Raw genomic sequence first — 16,680 nt, forward strand, 5'->3', positions numbered from 1 at the left:
CGCTGATGTCCGACGCCGAGGCGCGCCACGGTCCCCCCGGCCCGGACCGGGCCCCGCAGACCCCTGCCCCCGAAGGCACCGCCGACCCGATCGCCGAACTCGTCGCACGGTTGCGGTTGGTGGGGCTCGACCCGGACACCGAGGGGCTGAGCGACGCCCTGTGGCTGGCCCGCTGGGCGCGGCCGGCACAGGTGTCCGACCCGGACGGATCGCCGCAGGCCGGCGGGGCGGGGCCCACCGACGGCACCGGGAAGCCGCCGCCCCTCATCACCCCGGAACGGACGAAGGGCACCCCGCGGCCCGAGCCGCCCGCACCGTCGTCGTACAGCACCCGGGCCGACGGAAGCGTGCCCCTGTACCCGCCGACGCGCGGCGGGGCGGGACGCGGGCGGGCACCGGGCCGTGCCTCGGCGCTGCCGGTCGGCGTGCCCGTGGCTCCCGTACTGCCCGCACCGCTCGAACTCCAGCGGGCCTTACGGCCGTTGCAGGGCTACCGCAGCGCCGCACCGCCGCTGCGCAAGGAGCTGGACGAGACGGCCACGGCCGAACTGAGCGCCCGCGCGGGGGGCTTGGTGATTCCCGTGTACCGGGCCGTGACCCGCGCCGACACCCGGCTGCAGCTGGTGCTGGACGCCTCGCCGTCCATGCGCGTATGGGACCGCATGTTCGCCGAACTGGAGCAGATCTTCGGCCAGTTGGGCGCGTTCGGGGACGTCCAGGTCAGCCATCTGCACGAGGGGCCGGACGGCGACCCGTTGGTCAGCCGCAGCCCCGACGCGCACACGGCCCCGCTGCACGCGGCGGACCGGCTCAGCGATCCGACGGGCCGCCGGATCACCCTCCTGGTGAGTGACTGCGCGGGCCCGCTGTGGCGCAGCGGCCGCGCCCACCGGCTGCTGCACCACCTGGCCCGGCAGGCCCCGGCCGCGGTCCTCCAGCCGCTTCCGCAGCGCCTGTGGAGTCGCACCCGGCTGCCGGTGACGTACGGCGAACTCACCCGCGGCGAGACGCTGGGCGGCGCCGCCGCGCTGCGGGTGCGAGGCCCGGCCGGCGCCGTGGAGCCGCGGGGCGGCGGTCTGCCCGTCCCCGTGCTGCCCCCGGAACCGGTGGCCCTCGGGGCGTGGGCCCGGCTGCTGTCCGGGGCCGGCGCCGCACCGGTCTCCGGCGCCGTGGGCTGGGTACGCGCGGACCAGCCGCCCGCGCCGGCCGCGGGCCCCGCCGGGGAGCGCTCCTGGGCGCAGCGCCTCGGCAGCTTCCGCTCCACCGCCTCCCCGGCCGCCGGCCGGCTCGCGGGCTGTCTGGCCGCCGCCCCGCTCTGCCTGCCGGTGATGCAGCTCGTCCAGCGCACGATGCTCCCCGACTCGGGCCCGTCCGAGCTGGCCGAGGTGCTGCTCAGCGGGCTCCTCACCCGCGCGGTCGACAGCTACGGTGACGGCGGCGCCCAGTGGTACGAGATGCAGCCCGACGTACGGGAGGCCCTGCTGTCGACCCTCGGCCGGGACGAGGCGGTCCTCGTCCTCAAGCACTGCTCGGAGTACATCGAGCAGCGCTACGGCAAGGGTGGCCCCAACTTCCCCGCCCTCGCCCTGGCCCAGCTCGGCGACGGCGACGGCGGCGCCGGACGCCCGTACGCGCCCGGCGGCTCCTACCCCGGCGACCCCGGCGAGCACGGCGACCCCACGCTCGTACCGCAGCCCTTCGCGGAGGTCGCCGCGCGTGTGCTGGAAAGGTTCATGCCGCTGCCGGAACAGTTCGCGGCCTACGGCGGCCGTCCGGCGCTCGGCCAGGCCGGTCCCCGCGCGGCGACGCACCTGGCGGTCACCCGGGCCCGTTCGCTGATCGCGCGGTTCGACGACGAGGGCATGGTGCAGGACCTCATCGACGCCGTACAACTGCTGCGCGGCGCCGCCGAGCACGAACGGCCGCCCGGCTCCGACCCGGAACTGTGGGCGGAGTACGCGCGGTGCACGCTGCGGCTGTGGGAGGTGCAGGGCGGGCCGGAGCTGCTGCGGGAGGCGGAGCGGGCCGCGGAGCGGGCCGTCGCGCACCCGCACGCGCTGCGTGAACGGGCGGTCCTCGCGAGCGTGCTGCACGCGGCCGCCGTCGACCGCAGACGGCACGGGGACCACCGCGGCGCACTGGACCTGCTGCGCCGCGCCGACCGCGAGTACGCGGTGGCCTGCGCGGCCCCCGACCTGGCACAGGAAGAGGCGCTGAAGCTCACCCTGGAACGCGTCGACGCTCTGGAGGCACAGTGGCGGCTGGGGCACGACAGCGCGCTGCTGCAGGGCGCCGTGGGCATGCTGGAGGCGTTCGCCGACGTCTGGCCGGACCGCCGCCGGCGCCCGCCCGAACTGCCGCTCGCCCACGGGCGGATCCTGCTCCGCCTGGCCGACGCCACGGCCGACCCCGAACAGGCCCGCGGCCACGCCGAGCAGGCCGCCCGGTCGCTGCGGGACGCGCTGGACACCGCCGCCGAGGCCGGCACCGAACAGCCGCCGCGGGAGGGCGTGCGCATCCGGCTCGACCTGATCGACGCACTGCTGGCCTCGGGCGGGCCCCTGGACGAGGCGCGGGACCGGGTCGAGGAGGGGCTCCGGCTCACCCGTGAACGGGGGCTGCGGTCGGCGCTGCTGGTGCGCTCGGGACGTATCGGCACGGCACGGCACGCAGAGTCGGGCGATCCCCGCGAACTGCGGCTGGCCGCCGACCTGTTCGAGCAGGCCGCCCGTGGCATGCCGCGCGACGAGCCGGCCCACGCGGAGGTGCTCGCCGAGTGGGGCGGGGCGCTGCTGCGGCTGGCCGCCCTGGAGACCGGCGGCCGGGCTCTCGGACCGCTGTCCCAGGCGATCCGGGTGCTGCGCGAGTGCCGCACGGAGACACCGCCCGGTGACCCCCGGCTCGCGCACCGGCTGCTGTCGCTGGGCCAGGCGCTGATGGCCCGCTACGGCACCCGGGGCGACCCGGTCGACCTGCGCGAGGCGGAGCACCTGTTCGGGCTGGCCGCGGCCGAGGCGGACGAGGCGCTGTCAGCCGCACGCTGCCTGCTGGAACTCGGCAAGGCCCGGTTCGAGACGTACCGCAGTCTCGGCCGGACCACCCGGCTGGACCCGGCGGTGGACGCGTTCCGGGACGCCGCCCAGGCCGCGGGGGACGCGGAGGAGACGGCCGAGACCGAGCGGCAGCGGCTCGCGGCCGTGGAGTTGCACGCTCAGGCGCACCACTGGCGGGGTAGGACCTATGAGGCGGCCGCCCGCCCGCGTGCGGCCCGCGAGGCCTACCGGTCGGCGCGGGCGGAGTGGCAGCGGATGCCGCAGGACGGCGTCGGCACGAGCGAACCCACCTCCGAGGAGACGGCGCGCAGGCTGGCGGAGCTGGAGTGACATGGGGGAGAACATGAGCGTGGAGCCCACGGAGCAGGTGTCGGAGCCGGTGGGGGACGAGCCCCTGCCGGACGTGCTGTCGATGAACCTGGCGGAGCTGAGGACGGTCCGGCATCCCGTGCTGCGCGAGGTGCTGGAGGACCTGCGGGTACGGGCCGCTCGGCCGGGCGAGACGCTGTGGGGGTTCAACAACTCCCTGTGACAGAGACGGGATCCGGTCAATTCCCTTTGCCGACGGGCGGGTTCAGTTTGCCCGTGGTCCGCTCGGGAATGCGGCCCTTGGACGGCCGAGCGCATGGGGGTGGCGGAGTGTCGTACGGCGTTGCTCGCGCTGCCCCGTTCCCCTTCCGGCAGTTCATCGTGAAGGCGCACGGCCGCTGCAACCTCGCGTGCCGTTACTGCTACCTCTACGAGGGGCCCGACCGGTCATGGCGTGACCGCCCCCGGGCCGCGTCCCCCGCCGTACTGGACCGGACCGCCACCCGCATCGCCGAGCACGCGAGCGCGCACGGCCTGACGGCGGTCGGCCTCGTCCTGCACGGCGGCGAACCGCTCCTGGCCGGCGCCGGCACCCTGGCCCGCTTCGCCGCCACGGTCCGTGAGCGCGTCCGGCCCGGGACCTCCGTCCACCCGGTCGTCCAGACCAACGCCACCCTCCTCGACGAGCGGCGCCTCACCGTCCTGGCCGCCGCCGGCATCCGTGTCGGCATCAGCCTCGACGGCGGCCTGCCCGGCCACAACACCCAGCGTGTCGACCACGCCGGACGCCCGTCCTGGCCCGCCGCGTCCCGCGGGGCGCGGCTGCTCGCCGACCGCTTCGCCGACTCGTACGCCGGCATCCTCACGGTCGTGGACCCGACGCTGGACCCGGCCGAGACCTACGAGTCGCTGGTCTCCCTGCGTCCCCCGGCGCTCGACCTGCTGCTGCCACACGGCAACTGGTCCGCGCCGCCGGCACACCTCGGTGGAGAGCGCCACGGCCGGTGGCTGTGCGCCGTCTTCGACCGCTGGTGGGACGCGGGAAGGCGGGAGACCAAGGTCCGCCTCTTCGAGTCGTGCATAGCCCTGCTGCTCGGCATGCCCGCCGCCACCGAGTCCCTCGGCCTCACACCGTTCGAAGCGGTCGTCGTGGAGACGGACGGATCGATCGAGCAGGTCGACTCGCTGAAATCCTGCTACGAGGGGGCGGCCGAGACGGGGCTCGACGTCTTCCGGCACAGCTTCGACGAGGTGCTGCGCCACCCGGGGGTGGCGGCCCGGCAGGCGGGCGAGGACGCGCTGGCCGACGGATGCCGTGCGTGCCCGTTGCTCCGGGTGTGCGGCGGCGGCCACTACGCCCACCGCTACCGGGCCGGACACGGCTTCGCCAACCGCTCCGTCTACTGCGCGGACCTTCAGCGTTTCATCCGGCACGTGGCGCGACGGCTCACCGAGGACGCGGCACGTGTACCGGCCGCCTCCTCGGCCGAAGGAGGCACACCGTGATACTTCCGTCGCTGCCCGACCACGCCCTCACCGAACTGGGCCGCACCGGCGGCAGCCCGGAGACCCTCGCCCTCCTCGCCCGGGACCAGGACACCCGGCGGCTCCTCGTCCTGCGCGCGGTCCTCGACGGCGCGACGGCCTCACCGGCCTGTCCCCCCGGCGCGCGGCAGCGGCTCCGGGAGGACTGGACCCTGCTGGAGGAGGCCGAGGTCGCGCGGACGGGCCCCCGCGGACAGCCCCCTTCGACAGCCGGCCCCTCCGTCCGCACCGGCCTCCTCCAGCCGCTCCTCGGTTCCTGGGCCCAGCGCGTCCTGCACGCACTGGAGGCCGCGGACGGCGCCGGCCCGCGGCGGCAGCGGGACCTGGCCGCCGGCCTGGACCACTTCGGCGCCGTGGCCGCGGCGATCGCCGCCCGTGCCGGAACGCCCTTCGCCGTACGGCTCACCGCCCACGCCGGAACACTCGTGCTGCCGTCCGTCGGAGCGCTGCGCACGGGCGATCCGGGGCCGACGCCGGTCGACACCGTGTACCGCGGCGGCCGGCTGACCCTGCGCCGGCCGGGTGCCGCCGATGTCGTCGTCCACCTCGAGGACGGCGTCGGAGCCTGGTCCGGCTCCCGCGCCTGGACCTCCGCGTACGCGCTGCCCGGTCTGCTGCCCGACACCGGCCCGATCCCGCTGGACGACCTGGACCCGTACCGCACCGTGCACGGCGGTCCCCATTACTACGGCCTGAGCGGCCCGGTCACCCTCGACGACGCCGAACGCAAGCACTGGCTCCAGGCATGGACGGGCACGGCGACCGCCCTGCGGCTCGGCGGCGAGGGGAGGCTCACCGAGGCGGCGGCCCTGCTGCGCTGCCTGGTACCACTCGCGGCGCCGCCGGGAGAGTCGCCCGACGGCCGCTCCCACGGCGCGTGCAGCGCCACCCGGCCGGAGGCCTTCGGAGCGGTGCTCAGCAGCACACCGCCGAACGCCACGGCCTTCGCCACGACCCTGGTGCACGAACTGCAGCACGCCAAACTGGCCGTGCTTGGCATGATGGTGACCCTGCATCACTCGGACGGCCGAGCACGGTACTTCGCGCCCTGGCGCCCCGAGCCGCGCCCCTACGAGGGCCTGCTGCAGGGCGCCTACGCCCACCTCGCCCTCGCGGACTACTTCCAGCGACGCGCACTGGGTGAAGCGGACGCCGCACGCCGCGACGAGGCATGGGGCCAGTTCGCGCGCTACCACGCGAAGGTGACGGCGGCTCTGCCGGCACTCGTCGGATCGGACGATCTCACCCCGCGGGGACGGCGGTTCGTCGAGGTCATGGTCGACACCCACGAGCAGATGGCCGCCATCACCGTCCCCAGGGCCCACGTCGTCAGGGCCCGCGAGTACGTTCGAGCCGCCCGCCGCCTGTGGGTGCAGCGCCATGCGGTGGATGTGCGCCGCTCGCGTGAGTGAGGGGCGGATGCGCGTGCACCACGTTGCGTCCGCCAGGTGGAGATCGTTGTGTCGGCGGGCAAGGATGCGTCCACGAGCATCGGAGCAGGCGCGCGCACGCGCCTTCCCGGGGCCGTGCACAGCTTCTAAAATCGCGAGCGGGAGGCCGCTGCATGTCTGGAACGCGTAGGCCGGTCGGGTCAACCGGGAGGGGGACCGCGAAGCAGACCGTCACGATCAGCTTCGCCGGGTTCAACCGGGCCTGGGCGGCCTGGATCGGGGACCGTCTGGAGCGGCGCGGCCTGCAGGTGGTGTACCTGCGCTGGGACGCGCCTCCCGAAGTCCCTCTGGTGGAACTGCTGCGCGACCTGAGCCTGGCCGAGGGCCGCGTCCTGATCCTCATCAGCGACTGGTACTTCAAACTCGGCCCGCGCACCTTCGAGGAGTGGAACGCGGCGCTGCGCGAGGTCGTGGCGCCGGACCCCTCGCGCTTCGCGGCCGTCTCGGTGACCACCGCCTCGGTCCCCACCGCCACCGCCGTCCTCGCACCCGTCGACCTCGTGAACACCGGCCCGGACGAGGCCGAACGGCGTGTCGTCGAGCGGCTCGACCTGGCGTACGAACCGCTGCCGGAGACCGCCGAGAGCCGGCGCGGACCGCGTTTCCCGTCGGCCATGCCCGAGGTGTGGGGTGGCGTACCGCGCCGCAACACCCGCTTCACCGGGCGCGAACCGCTGCTGAACGAGGCCTACCACCTGCTCAACAGCAGTGAGCCCGGCGCGGGCGTGCTCACCTTCTTCGGCATGTCCGGGGTGGGCAAGACACAGCTCGCCGCCGAGTACGTCTACCGGTTCAGCTCCGAGTACGACGTCGTGTGGTGGATCAACGCCGAGAAGCGGGTCACCTACCGCCGCCTGCTGGCCGAACTCGCCCCCAAGCTCGGTCTGTCGACCGGCGCCGAGTACGGCGAGCGGCTCCGGGCGGTGCGTGACGCGCTGCGCCGGGGCGAGCCGTCCTCCCGGTGGCTGCTGATCCTCGACGGCGCGGACGAACCCGACCAGATCTGGGACCTGGTCCCCACCGGCCCCGGGCACGTGCTGATCACCTCCCGGAACCCGCAGTGGGGCGACCACAACAGCCGCCTGCTGCAGATCCCGGTCTACGCCCGCGACGAGTCGGTGGCCTTCATCCGGCGCCGCGCGCCGCGCCTGTCCGAGGCGGACGCCGACCAGCTGGCCGAGGCCCTGGAGGACCTGCCGCTGCTGCTGGACCAGACGGCCGGCTGGCTCAACGACTCCGACCTCTCCGTCGAGGACTACATCGCCCTCCTGGACGGCGGCATCGACCAGGACGTGGTCAGGGTCTCCGCAGACTTCCCGGTCGCCTTCCAGACCGCCTGGTCGATACTGCTGAACAAACTCCGCGAGACCGTCCCCGAGTCCGTCGACCTGCTGCGTCTGTGCACCTTCTTCGCGCCCGGTTTCATCCCCGTACGGCTGCTGCGGGAGATGCCGCTGGACGACCTGCCCGAACAGCTCACCGGGCTGCTCGAGGACCCGCTGCTGTGGAACAGAGCCATCAACCAGCTGCGCCAGTACTCCGTGGTGCGCCTGGAGTCCCATGACGCGGGCGCCGACTCCGGCGCCTCCTCGGGCGAGTCGCTGTACCTGCACCGCATGGTCCACCAGATCGTGCGCAGCGACATGCCGGAGGCGGACCGGCAGGAGTTCGTCGACGTCGTGCGACGCGCCCTCGCGGCGGCCGACCCCGGCCGCGCCACGGACACCCGCCTGTGGGACGCCTACGCGGAGATCGTGCCGCACCTCAAGTACGCGGACGTCCTGGGCAGCGGCGACCGCAGGGTGCAGAACCTCGTCCTGAACTGCCTGCGCTACATGTACTTCGCCGGCGAGTACACCTCGGGCGTCAAGCTCGGTGAACGTGCGCTGCGCGCCTGGCGGTCCTCGCTCGGCCAGTACCATCCCAGGATCTTCGACCTGATCTACCAGTACGCCAACCTGCTGCGCGCCTCCGGCGACTACGAGCGCACCGAGGCCATCGAACGGGAGGCCGTGAACCGCCTGCGCGAGGAGCGGGGCGAACGGGACCTGGACCATCTGCGGGCGGCCGGCGGGCTGGGCGCCGACCTGTGGGGGCTGGCCCGGTACGAGGAAGCGCTGGAGCTGTACCAGTGGCTGTACCCGACCTACCGCGACCTGCTGGGCGAGGAGGACTCCCGCACCCTCAACGCGCTCAACAACCTGGGATTCTCCCACCGGCTGCTCGGCCACTACCAGCAGTCCCTCGAAATCGACAAGACGACCCTGGAGATGCGCCGCCGGCTGCTGAAGGCACGGCACCCCTGGGCGCTGTTCTCGGAGATCTCCTACGCCATCGGGCTCCGGCTGCTGGGCCGCTACGCCGAGGCCGAGTCCGTCCAGGCGAAGAACGTCCGCGAGAGCCGCCTCGTCATGGGCGCCGACAACCCGCAGACGCTGCGGGCCGAGCACAACCTGGCGCTGTGCCGGCTCCGCAGCGGTGACCGGGCGGGCGCCGGAGCGATGCTGGCCCGCGTCCTGGAACGCTACGAGCGCACGGTGGGCGACCGCCACCCGCAGACCCTGGCCGCCGCCGTCAGCCAGAGCTGCTTCGCCCGGGAGCACGGCGACATCGACCAGGCCCGTGAGGCAAGCGAGTCCGTCCTCGCCCGCTATGAGCAACTGCTCGTCGAAGGCCATCCCTTCATCGCGGGAGTCCGCGCCAACCAGGCACAGATCCTGCGCATGGTCGGCGAACGGGATCACGCGCACGTGCTGGCCGAACAGGCGCTGGCCGACATGACCACGGCGGTCGGGGAGAACCACCCGCACACCCTGGGCTGCGCCATCAACGCCTCCGCCCTGCGCAACCTGGTGGGCGACACGGAGGGAGCCGCCGCGCTCAGCCGGGACACCATCACCCGGGCGACGGAGTCCCTCGGCCGCACCCACCCCCTCACCCTCTCCGCACGGGTGGCCCACGCCGCCGACCTGCGTGGCCTGCGGAACGTCCAGCAGGCCGAGAAGGTCGAGCAGGAGGCACTGTCCGACCTGGAGGCCACGCTCGGCAAGCAGCACGTCCACACCCTCTCGGCCCGCTCCCGGAACAGGCCGTACTGGGACTTCGAACCGCAGCCGAACTGAGCGACCGCACACACCGCACACACCGAAGGGCCCGGCCCCGGGGAACTCCCGGGGCCGGGCCCTTCTCGGTACGTCCGCTCGCGGTACGTCCGCCGGGGACCTACGCCTCGAACACCTCACGCACCAGCTGCTCCTGCTCGGCCTGGTGCCGCTTCGCGGAACCGACGGCCGGGGAGGAGGAGTGCGGACGCGAGATCCGGCGCAGGCGCTCGCCCGCCGGGATGTCCGCGCCGACCGCCAGGTCCAGGTGGTCGATCAGGTTGAGGGCGATGAACGGCCAGGCACCTTGGTTCGCCGGCTCCTCCTGGGCCCACAGGTACTTCTCGGCGTTCGGGTACTTCTTGATCTCCGCCTGGAGCTCGGCACCGGGCAGCGGGTACAGGCGCTCGATACGGATGATCGCCGTGTCCGTGATGCCGCGCTTGGTGCGCTCGGCCTCGAGGTCGTAGTACAGCTTGCCGGCCACGAACACGACCTTGCGGACCGCGGCCGCGTCCACCGTCGAGTCGCCGATGACGGGGCGGAACTGACCCGACGTGAACTCCTCCGTCTTCGACGCGGCGGCCTTCAGACGCAGCATCGACTTCGGGGTGAAGACCACCAGCGGCTTGTGGTGCGGGTTGTGCACCTGCCAGCGCAGGAGGTGGAAGTAGTTCGACGGCAGGGTCGGCATCGCGACCGTCATGTTGTTCTGGGCGCAGAGCTGGAGGAAGCGCTCGACACGGGCCGAGGAGTGGTCCGGGCCCTGGCCCTCGTAGCCGTGGGGGAGCAGGAGCGTGACGCCGCTCGTCTGGCCCCACTTCTGCTCGGCCGCCGAGATGTACTCGTCGACCACCGTCTGCGCGCCGTTGACGAAGTCGCCGAACTGCGCCTCCCACATCACGAGCGCGTCGGGGCGGGCCAGCGAGTAGCCGTACTCGAAGCCCATGACCGCGTACTCGGACAGCAGGGAGTTGTAGACGTTGTACCGCGCCTGGTCCTCGGCGAGGTACTGCAGCGGGGTGTACTCCTCGCCCGTCTCACGGTTGATGAGCACCGCGTGCCGCTGGCCGAAGGTGCCGCGCTGGGAGTCCTGGCCGGACAGCCGGACCGGGGTGCCCTCCAGCAGGAGGGAGCCGACGGCGAGGGTCTCGCCCATGCCCCAGTCGATCGTGCCGTCCTCGACCATCGCCGCCCGGCGCTGCAGCTGCGGCAGCAGACGCGGGTGCACCTGGAACGTGTCGGGGATGTTCACCTGGGACTCGGCGATCCGCTTCACGACCTCCGAGGAGATCGCGGTGTTCACGGCGACCGGGAACTCGGCCTGCGGGTCCGACACCGGGCCGGTGCTCGGCTGGGCCGTGACGGCCTCGCGGACCTCCGTGAAGACCTTCTCCAGCTGGCCCTGGTAGTCCTGCAGCGCCTGCTCGGCCTCTTCCAGGGTGATGTCGCCGCGACCGATCAGGGACTCGGTGTACAGCTTGCGCACCGAGCGCTTCTTGTCGATCAGGTCGTACATCAGCGGCTGGGTGAAGGCCGGGTTGTCCGACTCGTTGTGACCGCGGCGGCGGTAGCAGATGAGGTCGATCACCACGTCCTTGTTGAACGCCTGGCGGAACTCGAAGGCGAGCCGCGCGACGCGCACGACGGCCTCGGGGTCGTCGCCGTTCACGTGGAAGATCGGGGCCTCGATCATCCTCGCCACGTCCGTCGCGTACATCGACGAACGCGAGGACTCGGGGGCCGCGGTGAAGCCGACCTGGTTGTTGATGACGATGTGGACCGTGCCGCCGGTGCGGTAGCCGCGCAGCTGCGACATGTTCAGGGTCTCGGCCACCACGCCCTGGCCCGCGAAGGCCGCGTCGCCGTGCAGGGCCACCGGCAGGACCGTGAAGTCCGTGCCGCCCTTGTTGATGATGTCCTGCTTGGCGCGGGCGATGCCCTCGATGACCGGGTCGACCGTTTCCAGGTGGGACGGGTTGGCGGCCAGCGAGACCTTGATCTGCTCGCCGTCCAGACCGGTGAAGGTGCCCTCGGCACCCAGGTGGTACTTCACGTCGCCGGAGCCGTGCATCGACTTCGGGTCGAGGTTGCCCTCGAACTCACGGAAGATCTGCGCGTACGACTTGCCGACGATGTTGGCGAGGACGTTCAGGCGGCCGCGGTGGGCCATGCCGATGACGACCTCGTCCAGCCGGGACTCGGCGGCGCTGTCGAGGACCGCGTCCAGCAGCGGGATGACGGACTCGCCGCCCTCCAGGGAGAAGCGCTTCTGGCCGACGTACTTCGTCTGCAGGAAGGTCTCGAAGGCCTCCGCCGCGTTCAGCCGGCGCAGGATGCGCAGCTGCTCCTCGCGCTCCGGCTTGGAGTGCTGGCGCTCCACCCGGTCCTGGATCCACTTGCGCTGCTTGGGGTCCTGGATGTGCATGAACTCGATGCCGGTGGTGCGGCAGTACGAGTCGCGGAGCACGCCGAGGATGTCACGCAGCTTCATCATCGACTTGCCGGCGAAGCCGCCGACGGCGAACTCGCGCTCCAGGTCCCACAGGGTGAGGCCGTGCTCGGTGATGTCCAGGTCGGGGTGCTTGCGCTGGCGGTACTCCAGCGGGTCGGTGTCGGCCATGACGTGGCCGCGGACCCGGTAGGAGTGGATCAGCTCGAAGACACGGGCGGCCTTGGTGACGTCGTCGTCGTGCGACGCGTCGATGTCCCTGAGCCAGCGGACCGGCTCGTAGGGGATGCGCAGCGCCTCGAAGATGTCGTCGTAGAAGTTGTTCTCGCCGAGGAGCAGGTTCGCGACGGCGCGCAGGAACTCGCCGGAGGCGGCGCCCTGGATGACCCGGTGGTCGTAGGTCGACGTGAGCGTCATGACCTTGGAGACGCCGAGCTTGTTCAGGGTGTCCTGGCTGGTGCCCTGGAACTCCGCCGGGTAGTCCATGGAGCCGACGCCCATGATCACCGACTGGCCGGGCATCAGGCGCGGCACGGAGTGGACGGTGCCGAGGCCGCCGGGGTTGGTCAGGGAGACCGTGACGCCGGTGAAGTCGTCCATCGTCAGCTTGTTGTCGCGGGCGCGACGGACGATGTCCTCGTAGGCCTGCCAGAACTCGAAGAAGTTCAGCGTCTCGGCCTTCTTGATGGCGGCCACGACGAGCTGGCGGTCGCCGTTGGGCTTCACCAGGTCGATGGCCAGGCCGAGGTTGACGTGCGGCGGCTTGACGAGGGTCGGCTTGCCGTCCTTCTCGCCGAACGACCAGTTCATCGACGGCATGGCCTTGATGGCCTGCACCATCGCGTAGCCGATGATGTGCGTGAAGGAGATCTTCCCGCCGCGGGCCCGCTTGAGGTGGTTGTTGATGACGATGCGGTTGTCGAACAGCAGCTTCACCGGGACCGCGCGGACCGAGGTGGCGGTCGGCAGTTCCAGCGACGCGTTCATGTTCTTGGCGACCGCGGCGGACGGGCCGCGCAGCGTCACGAACTCCGGCCCGTCCGCGGACGCGGCCGCGGGGGCCGCGGCGGCGGGCTGGGCCTTCGCCTTCGGCTGAGCGGGCTGCGCGGGCTGAGCCGGCTTCGCCGCTGCCGGCGCGGCCGGGGCGGCCGGAGCCGCCGGGGCGGCCTGTGCCGGCTCGGCGGGCGCGGTCGGCGCGGCCGGCTGTGCGGGAGCACTGGCGGCGGGCTTCGGTGCCGCGGGCGCCGGAGCGGGCGCGGCCGGTGCGGCGGCAGCAGCTCCCGGCTTGTAATCAGCGAAGAAGTCCCACCAGGCGCGGTCTACCGAATTCGGGTCCTGGAGGTACTGCTGATAGATCTCGTCGACGAGCCACTCGTTCGGACCGAACGCGGCAGCGGGGTTCTTCCCGGCTTGGTCGTCGGTCGAGATGCTCGAGTTACTGGGGGACTGTGGCGACACGGCGGCAACCGCCCTCTTCCGCTTCACAAGGTGATGGACAGCGGGAATAAAGGCTACGCCTCCAAGACCGCGAAGGTCAGGTCGGGCCCGTTCATCGTCGCGTAAGTCACATGAAAAAGCGTGTTTCAGGGGTTGAAATGGCGGGAAACAAGCGTGGTTCACCTGAGGAAGGGACGCCACGGTCCGGGCCTGGGCGCGACTCGCCGCAGGCCTCCCCCTGATCACACGTGTCCGCCAGCGCGGACACCGGTGGATCTTGTGGCTCCGGTTCGAACTTTACGTCAACTTGGCACGGAAGGCTCTCCCGGACGGGTGACCGGGGTGCGGCAGTCCCGCACGGATCCGGCCACCCGGATCCAGCCGCCGCGCCGTCCCGGCGAGCGGCGGTGCCACAGGCCGGGCTCGGCCGGGCCGTGGGAGGTGACGTGCGACGGCCCCGCTGCCGGGCTCCGGGGGCCGCACGTCGCTCAGGTGGGAAGGCGCCGGCCCTGCGTGGGGGAGGGCATGACGGGGGGCGGCGCAGGCCCCGCCGTGCCCTCGCGGCGACCGGCCGTGCCGGGCCGGGCTCGGCCGGGCTGTGGCTGTGGTGTGCGAGCGACCCGTCGACGGGGACCGCCGGGCGCGAGGCCGGGCGCGTCGTCAGATCTGTGGGAAGTGTTCTCCGGGCAGGCTGATCAGGATGCGGCAGCCCCGTTCGGATTCCGCCACGCCGATGCGGCCGCCGTGGAGGTCGACGGCCCAGCGGGCGATCGCCAGGCCGAGGCCCGTGCCGCCGTCGCTGCCGGGGCCGTGCGGACGCCGTACGGCACTGCCCCGGTTGAAGCGCTCGAAGACCCGGTGCCAGTCCGACCGGGGGATGCCGGGCCCCTCGTCCAGGACCTCCAGCTCCAGCGACTCCGGCTGCGGCCCGCGCCGCGCCTTCACGGTCACCCGGCCGTGCGGCGGGCTGTACTTGACCGCGTTGTCGATGAGGTTCGCCACGACCTGGTGGATCCGCTCGGGATCCGCGTGCGCGGTCAGCTCCGGCGGGGACACGTCGAGGTGCAGGTGGACGTCGTTACGGGTGTGGTTGCCGGAGCCGGAGGCCATGCCCGCGCGCGCGGAGGCGACCATGTTGGCCTCCTTCAGCACGCCCGACAGATACGGCCACACCTCGAAGCGCCGCTTGCGCAGGGGTACGACCCCGTTGTCCAGCCGGGACAGGTCCAGCAGCGTCTCCACCAGCCGCCCGAGCCGCTCGGTCTGCTTCAGCGCCGTCCGCATGGTCTCGGGGTCCGCCTCGGCGATGCCGTCGACGACGTTCTCCAGCACCGCCCGCAGCCCCGCGATGGGGGTGCGCAGCTCGTGCGAGACGTTCGCCACCAGCTCCTTGCGCTGGCGGTCCTGCGCCTCCAGCTCGTCGGCCATGACGTTGATCGTCTGCGCCAGGTCGCCCAGCTCGTCGCGGCGGCTCTCCCGCACCCGGCGGGTGTAGTCGCCGTGCGAGATGGACCGGGCCACCGTGTTCATGTCGTCCAGGGGCGCGGTGAGCGAATGCGCCACGAACTGCGTTATCAGCAGTGTGGCGATCATCGAGAACACCGTGATGAAGCGGAGCTCCGTCTTGGTGTGCACCGCGATCATCGACAGCCCGGTCGTGATCAGCACCGAGATGACGACCAGTGCGCCCAGCTTGGTCTTGATCGAGAACGGGCGTACGCCGCCCCAGGGATCCCCGGGGCCTCGCCGTGGGGGAGGCCCGTCGCTCATGGCGTCGGGGTCTCCAGGGCGTAGCCCACGCCGTGCACCGTACGGATGCGCTCGGCACCGATCTTCCGGCGCAGCGCCTTGATGTGGCTGTCGACGGTCCGGGTGCCGGAGGCGTCCGCCCAGTCCCAGACCTCGGCCAGCAACTGCTCCCGGGAGAGCACCGCGCGCGGGGTGTTCGCCAGGCACACCAGCAGGTCGAACTCGGTGGGCGTGAGGTGGACGTCCTCGGACCTGACCCGGACGCGCCGTTGCGCGTGGTCGATCTCCAGCTCGCCCAGGCGCAGGATGCCCGAGCGCGGGGTGGACGCGGCGATCGCCGCCCGCTCCACCCGGCGCAGCAGCACGTGCACCCGCGCGGCCAGCTCCCGCATCGAGAACGGCTTGGTCATGTAGTCGTCGGCGCCCACGCCCAGCCCGACCAGCATGTCGGTCTCGTCGTCGCGCGCGGTCAGCATCATCACCGGAACGGGCCGCTGTGCCTGCACACGACGGCAGACCTCCAGACCGTCGAAGCCGGGCAGCATGATGTCGAGGATCAGCAGGTCAGGTTGCCAGGCCTCTGCGGTGTCCACGGCGGCCGGTCCGTCACCGGCGGTTTGCACGAGGAATCCCTCGGCGCGCAGCCGGGCCGCGATGGCGTCGACGATCGTCGCGTCGTCCTCGACCACGAGGACCCGGCGCTGTGCGCCCGGGGTGGCCGCCGTGCCGTTCTGGGAGGTGTGTGTCTGCTCCATCGCCCGCCCCTGAGTGTGCTTTCCGGAACCAGTGGGGTGATTCCTCGGTCTGCGCATGGTTGCGATTGACGCTTGAATGATCCGCGTCAGGGATGCACATTACGGGGAGTTGCGTCGCCTTTGCTATCCAGGTCGTACGGCGAGATGTACGGCGTCCGGAACGCCCCGGGCAACGGGGATCTCTTCGGTACGCACCTGCCGGAACCCGGCATTCCGCAAGGTATCTTCAAATTCCGGGGAGGGCGTCGCCGACCACACCGCGAGCACCCCGCCCGGCCTCAAGATCCCTGCGCAGCCTGCGAGTCCGGCCGGTGAGTACAGGCCTCCGTTGTCGTCGGTGACAGTCCAGTCCGGTCCGTTGTCGATGTCCAGGCACAGGGCGTCGTACGTGGCGGATGTCTCATTGACGTGGGCGAGCAGGTCGGCTTCCACGATCCGGGTGCGCGGGTCGGCGAGGGCGGTGGCGGAGAGTGCGGACAGCGGGCCGTCGAGATGCCAGTCGATGACCGCGCGCTCGCGTTCCACGACCGTGATCCGGCCCCAGCGGGGATCGGCCGCGGCGTGTGCGAGCGAGAAGCCGACGCCCAGTCCGCCGATCAGCACGTCCGGTGCGGGCCGGCCGTCCAGCGCGCCGTAGGCGGCGTCCACGAGCAGCCGCTCCGAGCGGCCGTCGGAGGTGTCCATCAGGAAGCAGCCGTTTGCGATGATCTGCAGTAACTCCCCGTGCCGGCGCAGGACCACCTCGCCGTAGGGGCCCTGACGGCGGTCCAGGACCACGGGGGTTTCGTGGATGGCGTTCACCTGGTCATCCTCCCCGAAGCAGGCTTT

At 72.3% G+C, this 16,680-nt stretch carries 9 protein-coding genes; 5 read left to right on the plus strand and 4 right to left on the minus strand.

Annotation, left to right across the window (positions count from 1 at the left end):
- The first annotated feature begins 5 nt into the window (after positions 1-5).
- The 5 genes from ACFYZQ_RS24760 (at position 6) to fxsT (ending at position 9,480) form a co-directional block, all read left to right on the plus strand.
- On the plus strand, positions 6-3,383 hold the full coding sequence (locus ACFYZQ_RS24760) for an SAV_2336 N-terminal domain-related protein (RefSeq protein ID WP_389151558.1): 3,378 nt from the start codon (positions 6-8) through the stop codon (positions 3,381-3,383).
- Positions 3,384-3,396: 13 nt separating this feature from the next.
- Positions 3,397-3,585 (plus strand): FxSxx-COOH cyclophane-containing RiPP peptide, encoded by a 189-nt coding sequence (gene fxsA, locus ACFYZQ_RS24765; protein ID WP_389151561.1) that lies wholly within the window; start codon positions 3,397-3,399, stop codon positions 3,583-3,585.
- Between the two features lie 107 nt (positions 3,586-3,692).
- Complete coding sequence (locus tag ACFYZQ_RS24770; RefSeq protein WP_389151564.1) at positions 3,693-4,868, plus strand: FxsB family cyclophane-forming radical SAM/SPASM peptide maturase; 1,176 nt, start codon at positions 3,693-3,695, stop codon at positions 4,866-4,868.
- Positions 4,868-6,319, plus strand: a complete 1,452-nt coding sequence (locus ACFYZQ_RS24775) for an aKG-HExxH-type peptide beta-hydroxylase (protein ID WP_389152234.1) — start codon at positions 4,868-4,870, stop codon at positions 6,317-6,319. Before ACFYZQ_RS24770 ends, ACFYZQ_RS24775 begins: the two co-directional genes overlap by 1 nt.
- Positions 6,320-6,471: 152 nt before the next feature.
- Positions 6,472-9,480: an FxSxx-COOH system tetratricopeptide repeat protein gene (fxsT, locus tag ACFYZQ_RS24780; protein ID WP_389151567.1), complete on the plus strand. Its 3,009-nt coding sequence runs from the start codon at positions 6,472-6,474 to the stop codon at positions 9,478-9,480.
- Between the two features lie 100 nt (positions 9,481-9,580).
- On the opposite strand, the gene ACFYZQ_RS24785 is transcribed toward fxsT, so the two are convergent.
- The 4 genes from ACFYZQ_RS24785 to ACFYZQ_RS24800 all read right to left on the minus strand — a co-directional run bounded on the left by ACFYZQ_RS24785 (position 9,581) and on the right by ACFYZQ_RS24800 (position 16,653).
- Positions 9,581-13,369 carry a multifunctional oxoglutarate decarboxylase/oxoglutarate dehydrogenase thiamine pyrophosphate-binding subunit/dihydrolipoyllysine-residue succinyltransferase subunit gene (locus ACFYZQ_RS24785; protein WP_389151570.1) on the minus strand — a complete coding sequence of 1,263 codons (3,789 nt, stop codon included), beginning with the start codon at positions 13,367-13,369 and terminating at the stop codon, positions 9,581-9,583.
- Between the two features lie 639 nt (positions 13,370-14,008).
- Complete coding sequence (locus tag ACFYZQ_RS24790) at positions 14,009-15,118, minus strand: sensor histidine kinase (protein WP_389151573.1); 1,110 nt, start codon at positions 15,116-15,118, stop codon at positions 14,009-14,011.
- The gene (locus tag ACFYZQ_RS24795; RefSeq protein WP_388801836.1) at positions 15,115-15,852 is read right to left on the minus strand and encodes a response regulator transcription factor; all 738 of its coding nucleotides are present in this window, start codon (positions 15,850-15,852) and stop codon (positions 15,115-15,117) included. Before ACFYZQ_RS24795 ends, ACFYZQ_RS24790 begins: the two co-directional genes overlap by 4 nt.
- 123 nt (positions 15,853-15,975) lie before the next feature.
- A complete protein-coding gene (locus ACFYZQ_RS24800; RefSeq protein ID WP_389151576.1) occupies positions 15,976-16,653 on the minus strand; it encodes a spermidine synthase in 678 nt (225 codons plus the stop codon).
- Positions 16,654-16,680: the final 27 nt, after the last annotated feature.

The sequence above is a fragment of the Streptomyces sp. NPDC001843 genome (assembly GCF_042891955.1).
In the GTDB taxonomy this organism is placed as follows: Bacteria; Actinomycetota; Actinomycetes; order Streptomycetales; family Streptomycetaceae; genus Streptomyces.